Annotated in this window: 18 protein-coding genes and 3 pseudogenes; 14 read left to right on the top strand and 7 right to left on the bottom strand. The window is 59.4% G+C overall.

What is annotated here, in order from left to right:
- Positions 1 to 39 precede the first annotated feature (39 nt).
- The 8 genes from LIX93_RS17370 to LIX93_RS17335 all read left to right on the top strand — a co-directional run bounded on the left by LIX93_RS17370 (position 40) and on the right by LIX93_RS17335 (position 8,702).
- Entirely contained in the window at positions 40 to 840 is an 801-nt protein-coding gene (locus tag LIX93_RS17370; RefSeq protein ID WP_226505276.1) for an aldolase/citrate lyase family protein, read from the top strand.
- A 4-nt stretch (positions 841 to 844) separates the two neighbouring features.
- Positions 845 to 1,564, top strand: coding sequence for an SDR family oxidoreductase (locus LIX93_RS17365; protein ID WP_226505275.1), 720 nt, complete (start codon positions 845 to 847; stop codon positions 1,562 to 1,564).
- Positions 1,548 to 2,639 carry a 3-dehydroquinate synthase family protein gene (locus LIX93_RS17360; protein WP_226505274.1) on the top strand — a complete coding sequence of 364 codons (1,092 nt, stop codon included), beginning with the start codon at positions 1,548 to 1,550 and terminating at the stop codon, positions 2,637 to 2,639. Before LIX93_RS17365 ends, LIX93_RS17360 begins: the two co-directional genes overlap by 17 nt.
- Positions 2,639 to 3,589, top strand: coding sequence for an NAD-dependent epimerase/dehydratase family protein (locus LIX93_RS17355; protein WP_226505273.1), 951 nt, complete (start codon positions 2,639 to 2,641; stop codon positions 3,587 to 3,589). Before LIX93_RS17360 ends, LIX93_RS17355 begins: the two co-directional genes overlap by 1 nt.
- Positions 3,590 to 3,661: 72 nt before the next feature.
- The gene (rfbF, locus tag LIX93_RS17350; protein ID WP_226505272.1) at positions 3,662 to 4,432 is read left to right on the top strand and encodes a glucose-1-phosphate cytidylyltransferase; all 771 of its coding nucleotides are present in this window, start codon (positions 3,662 to 3,664) and stop codon (positions 4,430 to 4,432) included.
- Positions 4,426 to 5,502 (top strand): CDP-glucose 4,6-dehydratase, encoded by a 1,077-nt coding sequence (rfbG, locus tag LIX93_RS17345; protein WP_226505341.1) that lies wholly within the window; start codon positions 4,426 to 4,428, stop codon positions 5,500 to 5,502. The genes rfbF and rfbG overlap by 7 nt, the downstream gene beginning before the upstream one ends.
- A 26-nt stretch (positions 5,503 to 5,528) precedes the next feature.
- Positions 5,529 to 6,839, top strand: coding sequence for a lipopolysaccharide biosynthesis protein RfbH (gene rfbH / locus LIX93_RS17340; protein WP_226505340.1), 1,311 nt, complete (start codon positions 5,529 to 5,531; stop codon positions 6,837 to 6,839).
- Positions 6,840 to 6,917: 78 nt separating this feature from the next.
- The gene (locus tag LIX93_RS17335) at positions 6,918 to 8,702 is read left to right on the top strand and encodes a thiamine pyrophosphate-binding protein (protein ID WP_226505271.1); all 1,785 of its coding nucleotides are present in this window, start codon (positions 6,918 to 6,920) and stop codon (positions 8,700 to 8,702) included.
- A 45-nt stretch (positions 8,703 to 8,747) separates the two neighbouring features.
- On the opposite strand, the gene LIX93_RS17330 is transcribed toward LIX93_RS17335, so the two are convergent.
- The 4 genes from LIX93_RS17330 to LIX93_RS17315 form a co-directional block, all read right to left on the bottom strand.
- Entirely contained in the window at positions 8,748 to 9,944 is a 1,197-nt protein-coding gene (locus LIX93_RS17330; RefSeq protein ID WP_226505270.1) for an adenylyl-sulfate kinase, read from the bottom strand.
- A 27-nt stretch (positions 9,945 to 9,971) separates the two neighbouring features.
- On the bottom strand, positions 9,972 to 11,234 hold the full coding sequence (locus LIX93_RS17325; RefSeq protein ID WP_226505269.1) for a CDP-glycerol glycerophosphotransferase family protein: 1,263 nt from the start codon (positions 11,232 to 11,234) through the stop codon (positions 9,972 to 9,974).
- An 85-nt stretch (positions 11,235 to 11,319) separates the two neighbouring features.
- Positions 11,320 to 11,781, bottom strand: a complete 462-nt coding sequence (locus LIX93_RS17320) for an acyltransferase (RefSeq protein WP_226505268.1) — start codon at positions 11,779 to 11,781, stop codon at positions 11,320 to 11,322.
- 58 nt (positions 11,782 to 11,839) lie between these two features.
- Positions 11,840 to 12,718, bottom strand: a complete 879-nt coding sequence (locus LIX93_RS17315; protein WP_226505267.1) for a LysR family transcriptional regulator — start codon at positions 12,716 to 12,718, stop codon at positions 11,840 to 11,842.
- Between the two features lie 125 nt (positions 12,719 to 12,843).
- Between LIX93_RS17315 and LIX93_RS17310 the strand changes: the two genes are divergently transcribed.
- From LIX93_RS17310 to LIX93_RS17300, 3 genes are read left to right on the top strand one after another with little or no spacing between them, the layout of a single operon-like run.
- Entirely contained in the window at positions 12,844 to 14,139 is a 1,296-nt protein-coding gene (locus LIX93_RS17310) for a citrate:proton symporter (RefSeq protein WP_226505266.1), read from the top strand.
- Positions 14,140 to 15,489 (top strand): acyclic terpene utilization AtuA family protein, encoded by a 1,350-nt coding sequence (locus tag LIX93_RS17305; RefSeq protein ID WP_226505265.1) that lies wholly within the window; start codon positions 14,140 to 14,142, stop codon positions 15,487 to 15,489.
- Entirely contained in the window at positions 15,489 to 15,815 is a 327-nt protein-coding gene (locus tag LIX93_RS17300) for a hypothetical protein (RefSeq protein WP_226505264.1), read from the top strand. The genes LIX93_RS17305 and LIX93_RS17300 overlap by 1 nt, the downstream gene beginning before the upstream one ends.
- Positions 15,816 to 15,953: 138 nt before the next feature.
- Here the strand turns inward: LIX93_RS17300 and LIX93_RS17295 are convergent.
- Positions 15,954 to 17,201: pseudogene (locus LIX93_RS17295) on the bottom strand (IS256 family transposase).
- 53 nt (positions 17,202 to 17,254) lie between these two features.
- Positions 17,255 to 17,641 (bottom strand): annotated as a pseudogene (locus tag LIX93_RS17290) (transposase); the annotation flags it as partial.
- A 68-nt stretch (positions 17,642 to 17,709) separates the two neighbouring features.
- On the opposite strand from LIX93_RS17290, the gene tnpB (LIX93_RS29600) reads away from it, so the two are divergent.
- The 3 genes and pseudogenes from tnpB (LIX93_RS29600) to LIX93_RS17280 all read left to right on the top strand — a co-directional run.
- Positions 17,710 to 17,865 (top strand): IS66 family insertion sequence element accessory protein TnpB, encoded by a 156-nt coding sequence (tnpB, locus tag LIX93_RS29600; RefSeq protein WP_260524819.1) that lies wholly within the window; start codon positions 17,710 to 17,712, stop codon positions 17,863 to 17,865.
- Between the two features lie 4 nt (positions 17,866 to 17,869).
- On the top strand, positions 17,870 to 18,055 hold the full coding sequence (tnpB, locus tag LIX93_RS17285; protein WP_346015227.1) for an IS66 family insertion sequence element accessory protein TnpB: 186 nt from the start codon (positions 17,870 to 17,872) through the stop codon (positions 18,053 to 18,055).
- 17 nt (positions 18,056 to 18,072) lie between these two features.
- A pseudogene (locus LIX93_RS17280) lies at positions 18,073 to 19,339 on the top strand (IS66 family transposase); the annotation flags it as partial.
- A gap of 424 nt (positions 19,340 to 19,763) precedes the next feature.
- Here the strand turns inward: LIX93_RS17280 and LIX93_RS17270 are convergent.
- Positions 19,764 to 21,752, bottom strand: coding sequence for a nucleoside-diphosphate sugar epimerase/dehydratase (locus LIX93_RS17270; RefSeq protein WP_226505339.1), 1,989 nt, complete (start codon positions 21,750 to 21,752; stop codon positions 19,764 to 19,766).
- Positions 21,753 to 21,934: the final 182 nt, after the last annotated feature.

Below are 21,934 nucleotides of genomic sequence, written 5' to 3'. Positions count from 1 at the left end.
TCCAGCCGGCCTGAAGTTATTTGAGTCAAGGAGCGTCAAATGAACCGTCGTGAGCGCAAGATGCTGGACCTCCTCAAACGCGGTAAACAGGAATATGGCTACGTGGCCGTCAAGGCCGAGTTCGAAGCCGAAGGCACCCGCGTCGACGAGCTGCTGCGCCTGATCGAACTGGCGCGCCGGGCGGACTTGGGTATCGGTCTCAAGGTGGGAGGCTGCGAGGCCATTCGCGACTTGCTCGAGAGCAAGCAGATCGGCGTCGAATACATCATCGCGCCCATGATCGAGTCGGCCTACGCCGTGCAAAAGTTCATTGAGGCCAAGAACAAGATCTACAGCAAGGAGGAACAGGAAGACACCAAGTTCCTGTTCAACCTCGAGACCATCACTGGCTTCAACAACCTGGATGCGCTGATCAAGGCAGCCAGCGTGCCCAACGGCCTGGACGGCGTGGTGTTCGGGCGCGTCGACTTCTCCCTGTCGCACGGTTTCACCCGTAACGACATCAACGACCCTCGCATCACCGAGTACGCCCTTAAGACCGGGACTGCAGCCAAAGCCGCCGGCCTTGAACTGGTGGTCGGCGGTGGTGTTTCGAGCGACGCCATCGGCGAGCTGAGGAAACTCGAGGCCAACCACCTGGCGCGCTTTGAAACCCGCAAGGTCATCTACGCCGCCGAATCGTTACGCACCCTCGATATCGAAAAAGGCCTGCTAAACGCTGTGCACTTCGAGCTGTTGTGGCTGCAGAACAAGCGCGAGTACTACGGCCTGATCGAGAAGGAAGACGACAAACGCATTGAAATGCTAGATTCGCGCTGGAAGTTGTTGGGTGGCGAATAAATCAATGCCTGAGATCGACAAACCACGCATAGCCATATTTGGCGCTTCCGGCGCCATTGGCAGCGGGCTGGTCGACTGGTTCGCAACCCGTGAATGGGACGTCATCGCCATCGTTCGGCAACCAGCCACCAGCGTTAACGAGCGCAAAAACGTCAATGTCGTCCAGTGGAATCCATTGGCCAACGAGCCTTTACCCGCCGCTGTCGAGCGTCTCGATGCCGTTGTGTGGGCTCAGGGCGACAACTGCACCGACAACATCAACGACCTCGACTACTCGCGCCACCTGAACATGTACGAAGCCAATGTCGGTCACATCCTGGTTTCGTTGCACGCCCTGCTGGGCGGTGGCGCTCTGAGCAGCGGTGGCGCACGGCTGTGCGTGATCAGCTCGATCTGGCAGAACATTGCGCGACAGAACAAGCTCTCGTACTGCGTCACCAAATCCGCCCTGCAAGGGTTGGTGCGTTCTGTGTCACTGGATCTGGCGGACGATGGCCACGTGATCAACGCAGTGCTGCCAGGCGCACTCGATACCCCCATGACCCGTGCCAATCTCAGCGCCGAGCAAATTGCTCGCCTGGAGGGCGCAACACCGGGTTCGCGGCTGGCAACGGTCGAGGATGTCGCCGCCGTGGTGGAGTTCTGCTGCACCCCTGGGCACCTTGCTATTACTGGGCAATTCCTGACTGTCGACAAGGGCTTCACTCATGCGCGCATCGTTTGATATCAACAGCTCGACGGGCATCTATCGCGTGTCCCTTGGCGAAGGGCTGGTTCAGGAAGTCATCGCCAGCAACGCCCACCGCATTTTCATCGTCGACCGTCACTTGCTGCCCCAGGTGGCGTTCGTCAGCGATCCGATCATTGCCGTGGATGCCAGCGAAGCGAACAAGTCGCTGGAACGCATCGCGCCCATCATCGAGGCGCTCAAGCAACACGGCGCCACGCGCGAAACCGAAATCGTCGCGGTAGGCGGCGGCATCATTCAGGACATCGCTACCTTCGTGGCGTCGATCTACATGCGCGGGCTGCGTTGGCATTATTGCCCGACCACGCTGCTAGGCATGGTCGACTCGTGCATCGGCGGCAAATCGTCGATCAACGTCGGCGCGTTGAAGAATCTGGTGGGTAATTTTCATCCACCCGCGAGCATCCTCATCGACCTCGCCTTCGTCCACAGCCTGAGCCCCGAACAGCAAACCAGCGGCCTGATGGAATCGGTGAAAATCTGCTATGCCCGAGGCGCAGAGGCCTTCGCCGATTATCTCGCGCTACGGCCCGCCGCCCCGCTGCAGACGGCCACGGCGTTTGCCATCATCGAACAGAGCCTGACCACCAAAAAGTGGTTCATCGAGGTCGACGAATTCGATCAGGCCGAGCGCCTGCTGCTCAATTTCGGTCACACCTTCGGGCATGCCGTGGAGTCCGCCACGCACTTCGCCATCCCCCATGGTATTGCCGTCGGTGTGGGCATATTGATGGCCTACAAGTATGCCGAAGTAGCGTCGCTGCTCAGCCCCGTCGGCGAAGAGCGCGCCCGACGCCTGGTAGATCACGTACAAGCCCTGCTGCAGCCGCTGCGTTATACCCTGTCGCCGCTCATACGCATTGACGCCGAGGTGCTGCTCACGCATTTCGAGAGCGACAAGAAACATTCCCAGAGCCACTACCGCGTGATCGTGCCGGTCGAGGATGGCGAGCTGCAACGGTTGTCGGTTCCCCGCAGCCCGATCATTCAGGCGCTGATCTGCAACGCCTTCGCGCTGGGCGCCGGCATCGCCGTACGCGGCGGTATCTGATGGAACGCCTGCAAACCCTCGACTTCGTGGTGATCGGCGCCACAGGGTGGCTCGGTCAGGCCACCCTCGAATACCTGTTCGGTCACCTGCCTGCGGCGCAATGGCCGCGGGTGCACGCCTTCGCATCCTCAGCGCGGCAACTGGTGTTGCGCGACGGCACAACGGTGGCGGTGCAGCCATTGTCAGCACTGTCGGCCTTGCGCCCGCCCCGCCCTGCCCTGGTGTTCCACTACGCCTTCCAGACCAAGGACCGCGTCGCGGGCAACAGCGTCGAGGCCTATATCCAGCACAACCGCCACATCCGCGAGGCGCTGGCACAGTTTGTCGATGCCAATCCAGTGGCCGGGCTGTTCGTGCCCTCCAGCGGCGCGGCCTATGCCGGCCTGGATATGGCCAACCACAGCGACGGCGCCATCTATGGCCGCTGCAAGCTGGAAGATGAACGCGCGTTCGAAGCGATGGGCGCGCAGTACGGCTTTGCAGTCTGCAGCCCGCGGGTGTTCAATGTCAGCGGCCCCTATATCAACAAGCACCACCTGTATGCCCTGGCCTCGATCATCACCGCATGTTTGCGCAACGAACCGATCGTGGTGCGCGCGACCCATCCGGTCATCCGCTCCTACTACAGCGTCATGGACCTCATCGCCCTGAGCTGCCATTTACTGCTGGCAGAGCGCGCCCCGGCCTTCCATGCATTCGATACCGCCGGTACCGAAGCGGTCGAGGTCGGGGAGCTGGCCATCCGATGCCAACGACTGCTCGCCCCCCACCTGGCCATCGAGCGCCCGCCCCTGAGCACCGCTCCAGCCGACCGCTACGTCGGCGACGCTGACGCCATTCGCCAATGGGAGCGGACCGCCGGAATAACGCCGCAGCCCTTGGACGAGCAGATCCTGGCGACCGCCAACTATTTGAAACATATATATTTATTGGCAAATAACGGGCAATAACCGTTCTCTGGCACGACTTGCGCATACCTCCCGCTGCGACGTAATTTTTTTGACATGACGCGGGAGCGTACGATGAAAGCAGTGATCCTGGCGGGTGGGCTAGGGAGCCGTTTGAGCGAAGAGACAAGCATCCGGCCCAAACCCATGGTCGAGATCGGCGGCCGGCCTATCCTTTGGCACATCATGAAAACCTATTCTCACTTCGGTGTGAACGATTTCGTGATCTGCCTGGGCTACAAGGGCTATGTCATCAAAGAGTATTTCGCCAACTATTTCCTGCATATGTCGGACGTCACCTTCGACATGGCCAACAACGAGATGAAGGTTCATCAGAACAGCGCCGAACCGTGGCGCGTGACGCTGGTGGATACGGGTGCCGACTCGCAGACCGGCGGCCGACTGCGCCGTGTGCGTAAATACCTGGAGCCCGATGAAGACTTCTGCTTCACCTATGGCGATGGCGTCTCCAACGTCGATATCGGTAGCTTGATCGCCTTTCACAAGGCCCATGGTAAACGCGCCACGGTCACGGCCACCCAGCCACCGGGACGCTTCGGCGCATTGAACATTCGCAAGCAGCGCGTCGACAGCTTCCGGGAAAAACCCCATGGCGACGATGCATGGATCAACGGCGGCTATTTCGTCCTCAAACCTGAAGTGCTGGACTTGATCGAGGGCGACGACACCATCTGGGAAGCCGAGCCGCTGCAGACACTCGCGCGCGAAGGCGACCTGATGGCCTACGAACACGCCGGCTTCTGGCAGCCGATGGACACCCTGCGGGAAAAACAACAGCTGGAGGATTTGTGGGAACGCAACCTGGCACCGTGGAAAGTATGGTGATCGAGCCCGCGTTCTGGCACGGCAAAAAAGTTTTCCTGACCGGGCACACCGGCTTCAAGGGCGGCTGGCTGGCGCTCTGGTTGCAGCAAATGGGCGCCCAGGTCACCGGGTTCGCCCTCGCCCCGCAGACCACGCCGAACCTGTTCGAAGTCGCCTCGGTGGCGACCGGCATGTCCTCGTTGATCGGTGATATCCGCGATCTGACGGCGCTGACCGCAGCCCTCCAACAGGCCCGGCCGGACATCGTCCTGCACCTGGCCGCGCAGCCGCTGGTGCGCTATTCGTACGACGCCCCGATCGAGACCTTCTCTACCAACGTGATGGGCACAGTGCATCTGCTTGAGGCCGTGCGCCAGGTAGGCGGCGTGCGCGCCTGTGTGATCGTCAGCTCCGACAAATGCTATGACAACCGCGAGTGGCCCTGGGGCTACCGCGAGAACGAAGCCATGGGCGGGTACGACCCCTATAGCGCCAGCAAGGGCTGCACCGAGCTGGTCACTGCGGCCTACCGCAACTCGTATTTCAACCCGGCACGCCATGCCGAGCACGGTGTGGCGGTGGGCAGTGGCCGTGCCGGCAACGTGATCGGCGGCGGTGACTGGGCTGCTGACCGGTTGGTACCCGACCTGCTGCGTGCCTTCGAGCAGGGGCGCGCCGCGGTCATCCGCAATCCCGGCGCCGTGCGCCCCTGGCAGCATGTGCTGGAACCGTTGTCTGGGTACCTGCTGCTGGCTCAACGCCTGTTCATCGACGGCGCGGCTTTTGCCGAGGGCTGGAACTTCGGCCCTGCCGACGCCGACGCGCAGCCGGTGGCATGGATTGCCGAACGCATGGCGCAGTCTTGGGCCGATGGCGCGCAGGTGCGTGTCGAAGCCAACGCCGCCGCCCCGCACGAAGCTCATTACCTGAAACTCGATTGCTCCAAAGCTCGTGCAGAGCTGGCGTGGACGCCCCGCTGGTCCCTCGCCCGTGCCCTGGACGAAGTCGTCGCCTGGCACCGGTCGTACCTGGCCGGCAGCGACATGCGCCACGTGTGCACCGAGCAAATTTCACGCTTTTGCCAAGCATGACCACAACGAATGCGGATCGCCTGATGATGACCCAAGACGAACTCAGAACACAGATCGACGAGCTGGCCCAGCAATACGCCAAGACCGCCTTCGCGCGCCGCGAATTCGTGCCCGGCGTGACCGCGATTCCGCCGTCTGGCAAGGTCATCGATGGCGCCGAAGTCGGCCTGATGATCCAGGCCTCGCTGGATGGCTGGCTGACCACCGGCCGCTTCAACGCCGAGTTCGAAAAACGCTTGAGCACGTTCCTCGGCGTCAAGCACGTACTGACCACCAACTCGGGCTCTTCGGCCAACTTGCTGGCGTTCACCGCACTGACCTCGCCGACTTTAGGCGCCCGCGCCATCAAGCCCGGTGACGAAGTGATCGGCGTAGCGGCGGGCTTCCCGACCACCGTCAACCCGATCATCCAGAACGGCGCGATCCCGGTGTTCGTCGATGTCGACCCGACCACCTACAACATCGACCCGGATTTGATCGAAGCCGCCATTTCGCCAAAAACCAAGGCGATCATGCTGGCCCACACCCTGGGTAACCCGTTCAACCTGCGCAAGATCCGTGAGCTGTGCGACAAGCACAAGCTGTGGCTGGTCGAAGACTGCTGCGACGCGCTGGGTTCCACCTACGACGGCAAGCTGGTCGGCACCTTCGGCGACATCGGCACCCTGAGCTTCTATCCTGCGCACCACATCACCATGGGTGAAGGCGGCGCGGTGTTCACCAACAAGTCCAAACTGCGCCTGGCCGTCGAATCGATCCGCGACTGGGGTCGCTCGTGCTTCTGCCCGCCCGGTGAGGACAACACTTGCAAGAAGCGTTTCTGCTGGCAGCTGGGCGACCTGCCGTACGGCTACGACCACAAGTACACCTACTCGCACCTGGGCTACAACCTCAAGATCACCGACATGCAAGCCGCTTGCGCCCTGGCTCAGATGGACAAGCTGCCGTCCTTCATCGAGGCCCGCAAACGCAACTTCGCCTACCTCAAGGAAAAGCTGGCGCGTTGCCAGGAGTTTCTGGTCCTGCCAGAGGCCACCGAAGGCAGCGATCCCTCCTGGTTCGGGTTCCCGATCAGCCTCAAGGAAGGGACCGCGTTCACCCGTCTCGACTTGCTGACCTACCTCGACGACCACAAGGTCGGCACGCGCCTGCTGTTCGCCGGCAACCTGCTGCGCCAGCCGTACATGATCGGCCGTGAATATCGCGTGTCGGGCACTTTGACCAACACCGATCGGATCATGAACCAGACGTTCTGGGTCGGCGTATGGCCAGGCCTGACTCCCGAGATGCTCGACTACGTGGTCGAGCGCATCGAAACCTTCTTCGGCATCCAATAGCCTTGACGCCCGCCGGGCACCGCTAACAGGGCCCGGCCATTCGTGCCACAACCGACAAAAATAGTATCGGGAGACATCATGCAGAAAAAGTACAGTGACTGGGTCAGCGGCTGGCTGGCCGAAGCCGGCTACACCCACTGCTTCTTCGTCGCGGGTGGCAACATCATGCACCTGCTCGAAAGCCTCAGCCACCACCTGACCTGCATCCCTACGGTGCACGAAGTCGCAGCCGGCATTGCCGCTGAATACTTCAACGCCACCTCGGCGGACGGCAGCAAGGCACTGGCGCTGGTCACCGCCGGCCCGGGCCTCACCAACATCGTCACCGCGCTGGCCGGCGCCTATCTCGAAAGCCGCGAACTGCTGGTACTCGGCGGCCAGGTCAAGACCGCCGACCTCAGCCACGGCCACCTGCGCCAACGCGGCATCCAGGAAATCGACGGCGTCGCCATCGCTCGCCCCGTCACCGTGGCCGCCGAACGCCTGGACAGCCAAGTGTCGCGCGAGGCCTTCCTGGCCCTGTGCAGCGCTACCGAGCGCGGCCGCCCTGGCCCGGTGTTCATCGAACTTCCACTGGACGTGCAAGGCCGACTGATGAGCGCCGAAGAGCTACCCACCACCGCCGCCAGCGCCATCACCGGCAAGGACCTGCCCATACCGCCCGGGGTGCGCAGCGCCGCCAACTCGCTGGACCAAGTGCTCGCCCTGCTTGGCGATGCACAACGCCCGGCCGTGCTGATCGGTGGAGGTGTCAGCCGTGAAGCTGCCGCCGCGCTGACAGACGTCGCCGAGCGCTATTCATTGCCGCTGTTCACCACCTGGAACGGCCTGGACCGCGTCCCCGCAGACCACCCCTGCTACTTCGGCCGGCCTAATACCTGGGGCCAACGCTACGCCAACTTGCTGCTGCAACAGGCTGACCTGGTGATTGCCTTGGGCACGCGCCTGGGCCTGCAGCAAACCGGCTTCAACTGGCAGGAGTTCGGCCGCGGCGGCAAGGTGGTGCAGGTCGATATCGACGTCGCCGAGCTGACCAAGGGTCACCCACGCGTCGACCTGCCGATCTGCGCCGACGTCAACCCATGGCTAAAGTCCCTGGCCGGCAAAATCGAGGGCCAGTGGAGTGACTGGCACAGCTACTGCCGTCAGGTACAAGCAACAGTGCCGCTGGTCGAAGAGAACACCACCCATGAGGGCTACCAGTCGCCGTTCAAGCTGGTCGAACACGTGTCGACCTTGCTCAGGAACGATGACGTGATCGTCCCGTGCAGCAGCGGCGGCGCGTTCACGGTGATGATGCAGGTGTTCGCCCAGAAAGCCGGGCAACGGGTGGTCACCAACAAGGGCCTGGCATCCATGGGTTACGGCCTGAGCGGTGCCATCGGCGCGGCGTTCGCCAACCCCGAGCGCCGGGTGATACTGGTGGAAGGCGATGGCGGTTTCGCCCAAAACCTGCAGGAAATCGGCACCGTTGGCATCAACCGCTTGAACGTGAAGATCTTTATTTTCGACGACTCGGGCTACGCCTCGATTCGTTCGACACAACGCAGCTATTTTGGTGGGCGCTATGTGGGATGCGACTTAGAGACAGGCCTGGGCCTGCCGAACTGGGCGGCGTTGTTTGCGGCTTACGGGATCCCGGTGGTGCGGGTCGAGCCTGGGTTTGCGGAATCGGCAGACTTTGGCCCACAACTCGAGAGCACGGGGCCCGTAGCCTTTATCGTCAAGATGGACCCGGAGCAGACGTACTTTCCGAAGATTACCAGCCGGGTGACCGCGACCGGGATGGCGTCGAATCCATTGCATCAGATGACGCCGGAATTGGATGAGGCGGTATTAGCGCAGGTAGGAAGGTTCTTGTAACTTCATCCCTAGGGGGCTGCGCTCTCCGCCGCCCCCTCATCGGCGCTACTTGCGAGCAATGACCCGAGCGACTATCGGATCATCGTCACCGTGCTTGGCCAGTCCATCACGCTCGATGCAATAGTCAACCGTGAATCCGATTGCCAAAAGACGTTTGCAAAACTCCCCAACATTGATGAAGCGCCGGTAGTGGTCAGTTACCCGCTCATTCTCACCCACCTCGGTCCCTTCCTGCATCAGGCTGTCCTTATCGGTGCGGAACTCCAGATAAAGCTTGCCTCCTGCTTTCAGTATTTTATGGGCATGACCTAGCACTTTGCCCTCGTCGTCGAGCGATATGGCATGTATCACGAATCGCCCATAGACCGCATCGACGACTTCCGGTAGACCGCCCACCACGCCAGCAAAGTCACCATCGACGAAGTCTATATTCAGGATCTGTTCGTCTTTGGCGCGCTGCCTGTTGATGTTGATAGCAACTGCGGACTGATCAATGCCGGTGACTTGATATTTCTTCGAGAAATAAAACGTATCTCGACCGTTCCCGCAGCCAAACTCCAATACGTGGCAGTTATCACTGAAAAAGTTTTCAGCACAAAAAATCGCGAACGAAGACGGCGGGATCGGTGCGCCGCGCTTTTGATAGTAGGCATCCCAATACCTGGCCCTGTCCTGATAAACGGCCGGCACGGGTATTTGCTTGCGCTGGCGAAGCTGCACCGCCTGCCGAAAATGCCGAACGATTTCGCCCGCCGCCATTTGCGGGGTCGTGTCACCATAATTCTTGAGGATGAGATCAGGGTTTTCGGGCTCTTCAAATCCAGCGGGCGTGGGCGATATGTTCTGCTTGGCCTGGGCACGGTAGATGCCTTTGGGGTCGCGCTCGGCCCTGATATCCAGTGGCACGTCGAGGTAGGCTTCGACGTAGAGATCATTGGATAAACGGTTTTCCACACGCACCGACTCGAACATCGCGACGGTCGCGATGACCACGGTAATGCCGTTTTCGCTGACGCGCTTGCACAGCCTCGAATAGACATAGGCCAAGCGTTTACGCTCATCCAGCTCATGGCCGAATTTTTCACCGAGGATGCTGCGCAAGTCGTCGCCATCCAGCAACAACACAGGTAGCCCCTCCTCTCTGAGCGCCTGACTGACGATTTGCGCAACCGTCGTCTTGCCAGCACCGGAGTAGCCAGTGATCCAGATCAGTCCGCCGGTTTGCATCAGCTCACTACTCATTTTTCAGGCCCGTTCAAAAACAGCGGTTCAAAGTGATTCAAGATACTTGGCAACCCGGGCGGCGTTACGACCTCGGGGCGAGCCAAAGTACTGTTGAAAGAGGTGTTCGATTGCAGCGTCGTTACGTTGCATAAATGCTGGCGAAGACAGCGCCTGGGGCAACTGCTCGACAGTATCGGGCGTATACACCGGCAGCGATTTTTTCAGTTCGAGCACCGAAGAGCCAACATTCATCGGCGATTCGTCTCCTCCTGGCACATCCAGCAGCACCGTATTCTTGCCCAGGAACACCGCAGAGAACGGTGTGCCGCCGTAGTCAGCCAGCACCAGATCCGCAGCGCCATACAGCTGATTCATATTACGGGTCGAGGTACGATCGATTTTAAAATCGCAGGCTTGTAGTGCCGCAATGTATTCCCGCTCCTGCACGAACGAGAGCGGGTGAGGCCTGACGATGATATTGACCTGGTCGTGCAATCGCGCGATCGCTTGCGCATACACCGGGATGGAAGAGCTTTCGCCTCCCAATGTCGGCATCCACAGCAAGGTCTTTTTGCCTGGAGTCAGGTCAAACTCCTTGCTGATGCTGGCCACATCAAGATCTGCCTCGAAATACTCGTCATAACGCGGATAGCCCATGACGAATACCTCACCTGCAAACCGCTCCTTTATGATCCGCTCGTCATTCACGCCATGGCACAGGAAGATATCGTAGATCTCGTTCCAGTCCATCAAACTCCAGGCGTCGCTGAGATCGGCCCCGTACATGTAGCGGATCTGCTTTCTGCCCACTTGCAGGGGTAGCAGCGTGTCGATATCTACCCCGTAATGCCACCGGGCTCGACGCCCGGACGCGATGAGGATTCGATTCCACAGCTTTTTGTAGCGATCGTGTCTTTGTTCGGGTTTGCGAGTCTTGCTACCGCCCGAGATAGGATGATTACTGACGGAATAGTCGAACCTGATGCCGCTGTCTATCACCTGCTCTATATCAAGCACCTGATAGCCTCGCGCTTGGACATGCTTGAAAAATGCAGGGATGCCTTCTTTCTGTTGACCGTTCTGATCCAGATAAAAATATTGCGTCAGGACGATAGAAAACTGCGACTTGCCCAAGGCCTGCCAGACACTTTCATAATGATTGAGCATCATTGGCTCATGCAGCAGAAAGGCCATTTTTTTGGTAGGGCACAAATACTTGGCATTGGATGATCGTTGGCCAGCCCTGCTCATAAAACTCCTTAGCGGCTGAAGAAAACTATTCAGCATCCTGACTTCATTGCTAATCATGCTAGCAGCTCTGAACAGGCAGGTCGCGCCACCGACGCGCAGTTAAACGGTCGATTGGCGCCAGGCCATGGATCGCTGACTGAGCCTACTTCAGATACCGGGTGACTTTAGCCGGGTTACCGACTACGACGGCGTAGTCTGGGACATCCCGCGTGACCACGGCCCCCGCGCCCACCATCGCGCCCTGGCCGACAGTGATGCCTGGAAGCAACGTAGCGTTGGCGCCGATGCTTGCCCCCGTCCGCACGGTGATGCCTTCGAAAGCATCGGGGTACACCTTCGAGCGCGGCATTCTATCGTTGGTGAAGGTCGCGTTCGGACCGATGAACACATTGTCCTCAAGACGTGTCCCCGCCCACAGGTAGACGCCACTTTTGAGGGTAACGTTGTGACCGATCACCACATCGTTCTCTACGTAAGTATGCGCGCAGAGGTTGCAGTTTTCGCCGATGACGGCCCCCTCGAGAATGACAGCGAACTGCCACACGCGAGTTCCGGCACCGATGGAAGCACTGGCGACGTCGGCAAGTTTATGGATCATGGGCATTGCTCGTTCACCTCAGGAACAGGACGTTTGCAGTAGTGTACGCGCTCATGCAGCGGGCTCATTGCACCCGCCCCTCGAAGTGTTTTACGAAGGCTGATGCCGCCGGGCTCAGGCCCTGCTCCGCGCGAGTGATCAGGCCAATCTCGCGGTTCATGTGCGGCCCGTCGATCACCCGACACGACACCCCGACCTGCCCTTGCGCCGCCGATTCCGGCAGCAGACTGATGCCCTGCCCCTGCTGCACCAAGGCCAGCACCGTAGACATATAATTGGCCTCGGCACGGGCGATCAGCCGCAAGCCGTGGTCGGCGAATACGCGTTCGACCTGCTCACGCACGCTGCTGTCGCGGCCGGTCAGGATCATCGGCTGGCCGCTCAGATCGGCCAGCGTCAGCGGCTGCCTGCGCGCCAATGGGTGATCATCGCGAACACACACGCACAACCGGTCCATGAGCAAGAATCGAAAGTCCAGACCGCCACCCTTGCCCCGCCCTCCAAGGCCGAACTCCACGTCACCGTTGCGCACCAAGTCGTCGATACGGTGCGCCACCACATCACGCAGGCGTATTTCCACACCTGGATACTGCTGCTGAAACTCACCCATCACCCTGGGCAACACCCCCGAACACAACGACGGTAACGCGGCCAGTTCCACGACTCCACGGCGCAAGCCTGCCAGGTCGTGGCTTTGCTCGACAATATTGTCGAGGTCCATCAGCAGTTTTTCCATGGGGGCCAGATTCTGTCGCCCGGCGGGCGTCAGCGCCAGGTGCCGCGGGCCACGATCGAGCAAGGTGATGCCCAACCAGGTTTCCAACTGCTGCACCTGCACGGTCAGGGCCGAAGGCGACAGGTGCAGCTGGGTGGCGGCCTTGGCAAAGTTGCCAGCATGGGCCACGGCGATAAAGGCACGGATGTGCTGAAGGGCGTTCTTCATTTTGTTTTCCCGAACGTGACCACAGGTATATTTCAATTTACACCGAGCGCCGCATCTTTCGATACTCACCAAACAACAACAAAACTCGCTACGCCCATGCCGGCGTGGCTACGCGGAGAGCCGCTATGCTCGCAATACTCGGTGTCATCACCATTCTGTGCCTGCTCGTGAGTGTCATGAGCAAACGCCTTTCGCCTCTCGTCGCCCTGATCGCCTTGCCCATCGTCGCCGCCTTGATTGGCGGATTCGGGCTGCAGACCAGCACCTTCATCATCGCCGGCATCAAGAACGTCGCCCCGGTGGTGGGCATGTTCGTCTTCGCCATCCTCTACTTCGGCGTGATGACCGACGCCGGCATGCTCGACCCGATCATCGACCGCATCCTGCGCACCGTCGGCACCCGCCCCACGCGCATCGTTTTCGGCACCGCACTACTGGCCTTGCTGGTGCATCTGGACGGTTCGGGCGCGGTGACCTTCCTGGTCACCGTGCCAGCCATGCTGCCGCTGTACACCCGCCTGGGCATGGATCGGCGGATCCTCGCCTGCGTGGCTGCGATGGCCGCCGGGGTCAATTTTCTGCCGTGGACCGGCCCGGTGCTGCGCTCATCCGCCGCCTTGCATGTGCCTGTCAGCCAGTTATTTCAGCCGCTGATCATCGTGCAACTGGTGGGCCTGGCATTCGTGTTTGCCTGCGCATGGGGCCTGGGCCTGCGCGAAGAACGCCGCCTGGGCCTGGGCGCTGGCAGTCTGGGCAGTGAGTCGACGCCCAAACGCGTGCTCGGCGTCGATGACGAAGCCCTGCGTCGGCCGCGGCTGTTCCTGCCGAACCTGTTGCTGACGGTGGTGGTGATGGCGGTAATGATCGCCGGCTGGATCGACCCCGTGGTGATGTTCATGCTCGGCACCGTGGTCGCGCTGTGCGTCAACTACCCCAACGTCGACGCCCAGCGTGCCCGTATCGACGCCCATGCAAAAACCGCCTTGACCATGGCCAGCATCCTCCTTGCTGCCGGGGTGTTCACCGGCATCATGCAAGGTTCTGGCATGCTCAAGGCCATGGCCGAAGTCGCGGTCGCGGGCATCCCCGCTGGCCATGGCAAGCTCATCCCGGCGGTGGTCGGCTTTTTGTCCATGCCGCTGAGCCTGCTGTTCGACCCGGACTCCTACTACTTCGGCGTCATGCCGGTGATCGCCGAAGTCGGCCGCTCGCTGGGCGTCGACCCGTTGCAGGTCGCCCAGGCCTCACTGCTGGGCGTGCACACCACAGGCTTCCCGGTCAGCCCGCTGACCCCGGCGACCTTCCTGTTGGTGGGCCTGTGCAAAGTCGAACTGGCCGACCACCAGCGCTTCACCATCCCCTTTCTGTTCGCCGCCTCGGTGTTGATGACCTTCACCGCCCTGCTGCTGGGAGTGTTTTGAATGAAAGTGTTACGCATCGGCTCCGGCGCCGGCTATTCCGGCGACCGCATCGAGCCAGCTGTGGAGCTGGCCGCCAAGGGCGAGCTGGATTACCTGGTATTCGAGTGTCTGGCCGAGCGCACCATCGCCCTGGCGCAACAGGCACGCCTGGCCGACCCCGAGTCGGGCTTCGACCCGTTGCTGGAAGAACGCATGCGGCGAATCCTGCCCTATGTACTGAGCGCTCGCGGTAAACGGCGTTTGCGGGTCATCACCAATATGGGCGCGGCAAACCCGGTGGCGGCGGCGCGGCTGGTGCGGCGCATTGCGTGGGAACTGGGCGGTGAGCATCTCAAGATCGCTGCGGTCACGGGCGATGATGTGCTCGCTTTACTGGCAACGGGGTCGCGTCTGGATAATCAGGTGACTCTGGAGCAGATGGGCGATCGAGTCATCTCCGCCAATGCTTACATGGGCGTCGAAGGGATGGTCGAAGCGCTGCAGGCCGACGCCGATGTGATCATCACCGGTCGTGTGGCCGACCCCTCGTTGTTCGTCGCGCCGCAGGTATTCGAATTTGGCTGGGCGCTGGACGACTGGCCGTTGCTGGGGCGCGCGACCCTGGTGGGACATCTGCTCGAGTGCGCCGGACAGATCACTGGCGGCTATTTCGCCGACCCTGGGCTCAAGGACGTCGAGGGCCTTGCGCGCCTGGGCTTTCCGCTTGCCGAGGTGGGCAGCGATGGCAGTGTGGTGATTACCAAGGTCGAGGGCAGCGGCGGTTGCGTCACCCCCGCGACTTGCAGCGAACAGTTGCTGTATGAGGTGCACGACCCAGCGGCGTATTTGACCCCGGACGTAACGGCGGACTTCAGTGAGGTGCGCTTCGCGCAGGTGGGGCCGGACCGGGTGGCCGTCAGTGGTGCGACCGGACGTTTGCGGCCGCCGCAACTGAAGGTATCGGTGGGCTATTTGGATGGTTGGATCGGCGAAGGGCAAATCTCCTACGGCGGGCCAGGCGCCCTCGCCCGCGCCGAGCTCGCCCGCGCCGTGGTGCTGGAACGGCTGCGGCTGATGGCCGTGGAGTGCGAGGAGGTACGGGCCGACTTGATGGGCGTCGACTCCCTGCATGGAGCAGTTATCGGCAATCTCGCGGGTGTCGAGCCTTGGGAAGTACGGCTGCGCGTTTCGGCACGGTGTACGGACAAAGCCACCGCAGTGAAGATTGGCATTGAAGTGGAAACGCTCTACACCAACGGCCCGGCGGGCGGCGGCGGCGCGACCAAGAGCGTACGGCAGGTGGTGGCAGTGGCGTCGCTGCTGGTTGATCGCGGCCGGGTGGCGGCGCGTGTTCATCTGGAGGATGTGTGATGGCTACCGTAATGCTCAGGACATTGGCGCACTCGCGCACGGGGGACAAGGGCGATACCTCGAATATTTCGCTGATTGCTTATCGGCTTGAGGATTATGAGGTGTTGTGTGCGCAGGTGACCGCGGAGCGCGTTGGGGCGTTTTTTGCTGAGCTGCTGCCGCAAGGGTCGGTGGTGAGACGGTATGAGCTGCCGGGGTTGGGAGCGCTGAATTTTGTGCTGCCGGGGATTTTGAAGGGAGGTGTGACCAGGGCGTTGGCCCTGGATGCGCATGGGAAGTGTTTGGGGGCGGGGTTGTTGGGGATGAGGGTTGAGGTGGTGGATTGAATCTGCTGGGCCAGATTGGGCTGAACCTTCCTCCGAATTGGGCCACGTAAATACGGGGGACTGTCAGTTTTTTTGGGACTGTCAGTTTTTTTGTTTGCGGGCCGTTAACGGCCTGCCGCCAGACAGACCGTGCTTTTACTAGGTCGGCCTAGTAAATCGATCTCCGTATAGAATCGCAAATTGATTCATCGCACTTTTCCAGTCATGGGCCGCGAAGCCCCTGTTTGCGGTAATATTGCGCAGCCCAAGCCAGATCAGTTTGGTTGCTGCATCGTCGGTCGGGAAGTGGCCGCGGGTCTTGATGATCTTTCGCAACTGAGCGTTGATGCTCTCGATGGCGTTGCTCGTGTAGAGCACTTTTCGGATCGCCGGCGGGAAGACGAAAAATAGGATCACCCGATCCCAAGCGCGCCGCCAGGCAGCCACTACCGTAGGATACTGCTTGCCCCAAGGCCCGTTTTCAAACGTATCCAGCTCCTACTCAGCCGCTTCGGCGGTGACCGCCTGGTAGATCGGGTTGAGCGCCTTGGCCAGTCCACGATGCTTGTCCCAGGCCGCGTAATCAAGGCTGTTGCGGATCAGATGCACAATGCACGTCTGCAGTGTCGTGTCTGGGAACACGGCGCCAAGGGCTTCTGGCACGCCCTTGAGGCCATCGGTCACAGCAATCAAAACATCTTCGACGCCGCGCGTTCTGAGGTCGTTGAAAACCTTCATCCAGAACTTGGTGCCCTCGGTGTTCTCGATCCAGATGCCGAGGATGTAGCGTGTTCCGTCCGGCAAAACACCCAAAGCCAGTAGATCGCTTAATTGCGAACCAGCCCTTCTTCGCAGATTTTGACTCGCAGGGCATCAAAGAGAATCACCGGATACATCGGCTCCAAAGGCCGCTGTTGCCAAGTTCCGATTTCAGCCATGACTTCGTCGGTTACCGAACTGATGAAATCGGGCGAAACGTCCGTGCTGTATTGCTCGGAGAGAAACGCTCGGATCTCTCTGACCGTCATTCCAAGGGCATACATGGCGATGATCTTGTCATCAAAACCGGTGTAACGGCGCTCGTGTTTTGGGATCAGGATGGGCGAGAAGCTGCCATCCCGATCCCGTGGGATATCCAGCCGGATAGGACCGTCCCCAGTCAGAACCGTCTTGCCGCTTTTACCATTGCGCTGGCTGGTCTCATCCTCTGGGCGCTGCGCGCCCGGCGGATAGCCCAGGTGATGGCCGAGCTCGGCACTCAGGGCCCGCTCAATCGAGGCCTTCTTGAACGCTGCAGAGGCGTCTTCGATGGCGTCAGCGGTCATCATCCCATCGGATGAACTGTTCGAGCAGCTCTTTCGGGATTTTCGGTAGTTTCCGTAACTCGGGTTTCTTTTTGGTTGGCATACATGCAACTCCTTCCTCATGTTATGCCCGAACACAAAATTTCTGACACCCCCGCTGCCGTCTTTCAGCTCAAGCTCAATGCTGTACAACTTATTGATCATAAGTCAGCGCGATATCAGCACGCCCCGTCTTGCCCGTGGGTTGCACTTTCTTTGCGTCCACAAACTTGCGCCGCGCATCCGCCATGCACGCTAGACGCTCCACACCGGGTAGCAGCGCCAACGCATTGTAACCGCCGTCGTCTCGGTCATGACATACCCGCGATAACTTTCCAGCAGACGTAACGGTACGTCTTGCGCACGGCTGCAGGTGTAGTCGAATAACACTACTTTTCGGCCCAGAGACCCGCTGGCTTGCACCCACATCCATGATTGACTGGTCGGGTCTCGATCCGGTTCTTTCAATACCGCACGTCGTAAATTCGTATCCGCTCCATGAACCCCACATGCAAGTGAATAGCTGACAGCTGATGCTGTGCTCCCGATTTCATTCTTGAGCCTTCGCCACGATGCGACCCGGTGCAAAAGTCGAGAAAGTGTACCTGTACCCCAAGCCTGTCGACTTTCGAAAATCAATCGACGGATTGGCCACTCTGGTCGAGCTGGATATAAAGGCCGCTGTCTTCGATCCCGTGGATTTTCGTATTTCTAAATCGCAACCGTAACCGAGTGAAAATCCTTTGTTGGGAGCGCTACGGCTTTTGTCTATGGCTCAAGCGCCTCAAGTCCGAGCGCTTCCAAACCTCGCCCGACGCCATCGTTCTAACGGTGGAGGAGTTGAACTGGTTATTGGACGGATTTGATCTGTGGCGTAACCGTCCGCACAAGGTTTTGACTCCAAGATTGGTTGCCTGACGGGTATAATCCAGGGTATGCGACCCTTGCCCGAAGACCTTCCTGATGACCCTGTTCTGCTCAAGAAAATGTTGCTTGAGGCATTCAGTCGTCAGGACGTAACCGCACAAGCATACGAGACTCACATCGTCGATCTGAAAGAACAGATCAAGTTGTGCGTGACCGTATCTTTGGCCGCAAAATTTGAACAGACTCTAAAGCCCAACACCCCGCAACAGGCGCTGTTCAATGAGCCCGAAAGCGAGCCTATGCTTCCGGTCGGCGACGCTGACGAGGAAATTGTTGCCCCGGCGCCACGCCGTGGCAAGCGCAAGCCATTGTCGGCTGACCTGCCGCGCATTGAAGTCATCCACGAGCTGCCCGACCACGAACTGACCTGTGCCTACGGTTGCCGCAAACACGTCATCAGCGAAGAAACCAGCGAGCAGCTGAATATCGTGCCGATGCAAATCCGCGTAATCAAACACATCCGCAAAGTCTACGGCCGCCGTGGTTGTGAATCGGCGCCGATCACAGCCGACAAACCTGCGCAGTTGATCGAAAAGAGCACGGCCAGCCCGAGCGTGTTGGCCATGCTGCTGACCACCAAGTATGTCGACGGCTTGCCTGCATCGTTTTGAAACGGTGCTAAGCCGACATGGCATAGAAATCCCGCATCAAACAATGGCCCGGCGGATTATCCAGTGCGGCGAGCATTTGCAGCCGCTGTTAAATCTGATGCGCGACCGGTTGCTGGAAAGCCCGGTCATCCACTGTGATGAAACCCGCGTTCAGTTACTTAAAGAACCAGATCGAGACCCGACCAGCCAATCCTGGATGTGGGTACAGGTGAGCGGGCCGCCCGGCCGTAAAGTCGTATTGTTTGACTACACTTCCAGCCGCGCGCAGGACGTGCCACTACGGCTGCTGGAAAGTTATCGCGGCTATGTGATGACCAACGATTATGCGGGCTATAACGCGCTGGCGTTGCAACCGGGCGTAGAGCGCCTGACGTGTATGGCCCGTGCCCGGCGCAAATTTGTCGAAGCACACAAAGTGCACCCCAAGGGCAAGACCGGGCATGCCGATATCGCGCTGATGATGATCAGTAAACTGTACGGGATCGAACGTGAGCTCAAGGATGGCAGCGACGATCAGCGATTTATCGGTCGTCAGGAAAAAAGTCTGCCGATCTTGGCTCAGTTGAAATGCTGGCTCGATAAAACTCAGTCCCAAGTGACGCCGCAAAGCGTGCTGGGAAAGGCGATTAATTATCTGGCGAGCAACTGGAGCCGGCTGGAGCGTTAGTCTTCAGGACGTGATCTGGTCTGGCCACGATTCAAAACTCGGAACTGGCCGTGTCTGCGGCGGTAGCGACTACTGCTGCCCGATACATTTCAAGATTCCACACCATATGCCCTAGTGGGTCATGCCCTATGGCAAATGCAGATGATATGCCGTACCAGTACGACATAGTACATCTCACTCCAGCTGGATCGCGATATTTCGCAAAGGAGCTGATTCCTCAGATTCTTGAGTAAGTTAAAACGCCGCGTCTTAACAGGAGTAGACTTGCTCGGATGAGGCACTATAGCGTTCAGGGCCGGGTTTCTTCCCGGCATGGGGCTATACTCAACGCTGTTCAGCCACCTGCTGGTTTTACCGGACGGATGAGATGAAGGTAACGTTAGGCATCCGACAAATTCCCACCTACCCCCACTGGGTAGCATCATTGCGAATGACGTTGTAAATGGAACCAATCGACAATTTCACCCTGAGGCACATAGCCGCTCACCGTATCGCACAGGACCTGCCGCACCTGATCATAATCATCGGCTTCCAATGCAGTGAGCAATCCGCTCAACCGCGACTTGAGGGTATCCCAAGGTAAAAAATCTTCACTCGCACACATGATCATCGGGTGCCCGGTACCCTCAACGTTATCGCCGATTAGCAGCTCCTCGAAGAGTTTTTCTCCGGGACGAAGCCCGCTGAACTCGATTTCGATGTCGCCTTGGGGGTTACGCTCGGATCGCACACTTAACCCCGATAGATGAATCATCTTTTCCGCTAACTCGGCAATACGCACCGGCTCGCCCATATCCAGAACAAAAACATCCCCGCCTGCTCCCATGGAGCCCGCCTGAATTACCAACTGAGCCGCTTCTGGTATTGTCATGAAGTAACGCGTGATCTGCGGATGGGTCACCGTCAACGGACCACCACTGCGAATCTGGGAATGGAATAACGGAATAACCGACCCTGAAGATCCCAGCACATTACCGAAGCGGACCATGGTAAATCGGGTTTTATTCACGCGCGATACGTTAGCGTGATCTCCAAACAATACCGGCGCCACCTCGCGACTCAGGGCTTGCAACACCAGCTCCGAAATCCTCTTGGTGCTACCCATGACGTTGGTCGGCCGCACCGCCTTGTCGGTGGAGATCAAGACGAAATTCTCGACACCAGCACGCAAAGCGGCCTGGGCAGTGTTGACCGTACCGATGATATTATTGCGCACGCCTTCGGCAATATTGTGCTCGACCATCGGCACGTGCTTGTACGCGGCAGCGTGGTAGACCGTCTCTACCGTCCAACTCCTCATGACATCGAAGAGCTTGGCCTGATCTCTGACCGTACCTAAGGTAGGCAGCATTTTAGTGGTCCAGCCCTTGCGTTGAACGCGTGCTTCTAGCTCGGAGCTGATGGTGTACAGGTTGAATTCGCTATGGTCGAGCATGATCATCACCGACGGCTGTAGCGCCAAAATCTGACGGCATAGCTCGGACCCGATCGAGCCCCCTGCCCCTGTCACTAGGACACATTTGTCGGTTACACACTGGGCCAAAAGATCTGCCTGAGCGGGGACTGCATCGCGACCGAGCAAGTCAGCGATATCGACTTCCTGAATGTCACTGACCTTGACTTGTCCACTGGCCAGCGCGGCGAAGTTCGGCACGCTACGCACATGCAAGGGGAAGCCCTCGAGGTAGCTGAGGATTTCGCGGCGGCGGGAGCGGCTGGTAGCGGGCAGCGCTAGCAGGATTTCCTGCGCACCCGTCAGATCGATCATCCGCTGGATGTGTCTCGGATTGAACACCTGCAACCCTGAAATAACTCGATCAGCAATGTTGGTATCGTCATCGATGAACGCTACTGGCCGCATATGGCGGCCCATCCGCAAAGCAGCGAGCAACTGATTGCCGGCGCCCCCCGCGCCGTAAATAGCGACCTTGACCCCATTTTCACGCTCAGAGGAAGGTGCTCGATGAAATGCGTTAAACCAATCCCCCATGAAGTACTGACGCATAGCCAGACGCAGCCCACCGACAATTACCATACTCAACCACCAATAGTTGAAGATGATCGACCGTGGGACCATGGACGTGTGGTTGCTGTACCAGAAGACCACGAGCGCCAGAATCAGGGAAGAAAGGCTGACCGCTTTGACAATAGCCACGAGTGCATCGTTGCCGAAATACCGCATGACCGCACGGTACATACCAAAACGTACGAAAAGAGGAATAGCGATGGCAGGCGCAGCAATGAAAAGCCATGGATGATTGAGCAAAGGCTGCAGCGGCTGCTCGATCCCCAGACGGACAAGAAATGACATCCAAAGCGCGACGCAGACCAGAACGATATCCGCACATACCTGCAGAATACGCTTTGCCCGGCGTGGAAGCGCGAGGAGCGACGCGCTGAGTCTATTCATCACGAACCAAACCGAGCTGCGACGTATCAATGCCACCGAAGGACCTGCCACGCCTCCGGAGAGCGTCAAAAGAGTGGACCGCAGTAGATTTGATCATCCGATGAGCCTGTCAGCCATAAACGTCACGTATTGAAGCACACACACCTTGTGCAAGCATCAAAAACAGTGTTTCCATCTTAGAA

Origin of the sequence: Pseudomonas sp. MWU16-30317 (genome assembly GCF_020515695.1) — a bacterium.
In the GTDB taxonomy this organism is placed as follows: Bacteria; Pseudomonadota; Gammaproteobacteria; order Pseudomonadales; family Pseudomonadaceae; genus Aquipseudomonas.
The sequence above is the reverse complement of the archived record's forward strand: the minus strand, read 5'-3'. Positions and strand labels throughout refer to the sequence as shown.

What these genes read in the sequence shown, in the direction of transcription:
- rfbF (WP_226505272.1), top strand. Translation starts at nt 3,662, where the DNA reads ATGAAAGCAGTGATCCTGGCGGGTGGGCTAGGGAGCCGTTTGAGCGAA.
- tnpB (WP_260524819.1), top strand. Translation starts at nt 17,710, where the DNA reads ATGCGACCCGGTGCAAAAGTCGAGAAAGTGTACCTGTACCCCAAGCCT.
- LIX93_RS17330 (WP_226505270.1), bottom strand. Translation starts at nt 9,944, where the DNA reads ATGAGTAGTGAGCTGATGCAAACCGGCGGACTGATCTGGATCACTGGC.
- rfbG (WP_226505341.1), top strand. Translation starts at nt 4,426, where the DNA reads ATGGTGATCGAGCCCGCGTTCTGGCACGGCAAAAAAGTTTTCCTGACC.
- LIX93_RS17355 (WP_226505273.1), top strand. Translation starts at nt 2,639, where the DNA reads ATGGAACGCCTGCAAACCCTCGACTTCGTGGTGATCGGCGCCACAGGG.
- LIX93_RS17365 (WP_226505275.1), top strand. Translation starts at nt 845, where the DNA reads ATGCCTGAGATCGACAAACCACGCATAGCCATATTTGGCGCTTCCGGC.
- LIX93_RS17370 (WP_226505276.1), top strand. Translation starts at nt 40, where the DNA reads ATGAACCGTCGTGAGCGCAAGATGCTGGACCTCCTCAAACGCGGTAAA.
- LIX93_RS17305 (WP_226505265.1), top strand. Translation starts at nt 14,140, where the DNA reads ATGAAAGTGTTACGCATCGGCTCCGGCGCCGGCTATTCCGGCGACCGC.
- LIX93_RS17270 (WP_226505339.1), bottom strand. Translation starts at nt 21,752, where the DNA reads ATGAATAGACTCAGCGCGTCGCTCCTCGCGCTTCCACGCCGGGCAAAG.
- LIX93_RS17300 (WP_226505264.1), top strand. Translation starts at nt 15,489, where the DNA reads ATGGCTACCGTAATGCTCAGGACATTGGCGCACTCGCGCACGGGGGAC.
- LIX93_RS17360 (WP_226505274.1), top strand. Translation starts at nt 1,548, where the DNA reads ATGCGCGCATCGTTTGATATCAACAGCTCGACGGGCATCTATCGCGTG.
- LIX93_RS17315 (WP_226505267.1), bottom strand. Translation starts at nt 12,718, where the DNA reads ATGAAGAACGCCCTTCAGCACATCCGTGCCTTTATCGCCGTGGCCCAT.
- LIX93_RS17320 (WP_226505268.1), bottom strand. Translation starts at nt 11,781, where the DNA reads ATGCCCATGATCCATAAACTTGCCGACGTCGCCAGTGCTTCCATCGGT.
- LIX93_RS17325 (WP_226505269.1), bottom strand. Translation starts at nt 11,234, where the DNA reads ATGATTAGCAATGAAGTCAGGATGCTGAATAGTTTTCTTCAGCCGCTA.
- rfbH (WP_226505340.1), top strand. Translation starts at nt 5,529, where the DNA reads ATGACCCAAGACGAACTCAGAACACAGATCGACGAGCTGGCCCAGCAA.
- LIX93_RS17335 (WP_226505271.1), top strand. Translation starts at nt 6,918, where the DNA reads ATGCAGAAAAAGTACAGTGACTGGGTCAGCGGCTGGCTGGCCGAAGCC.
- LIX93_RS17310 (WP_226505266.1), top strand. Translation starts at nt 12,844, where the DNA reads ATGCTCGCAATACTCGGTGTCATCACCATTCTGTGCCTGCTCGTGAGT.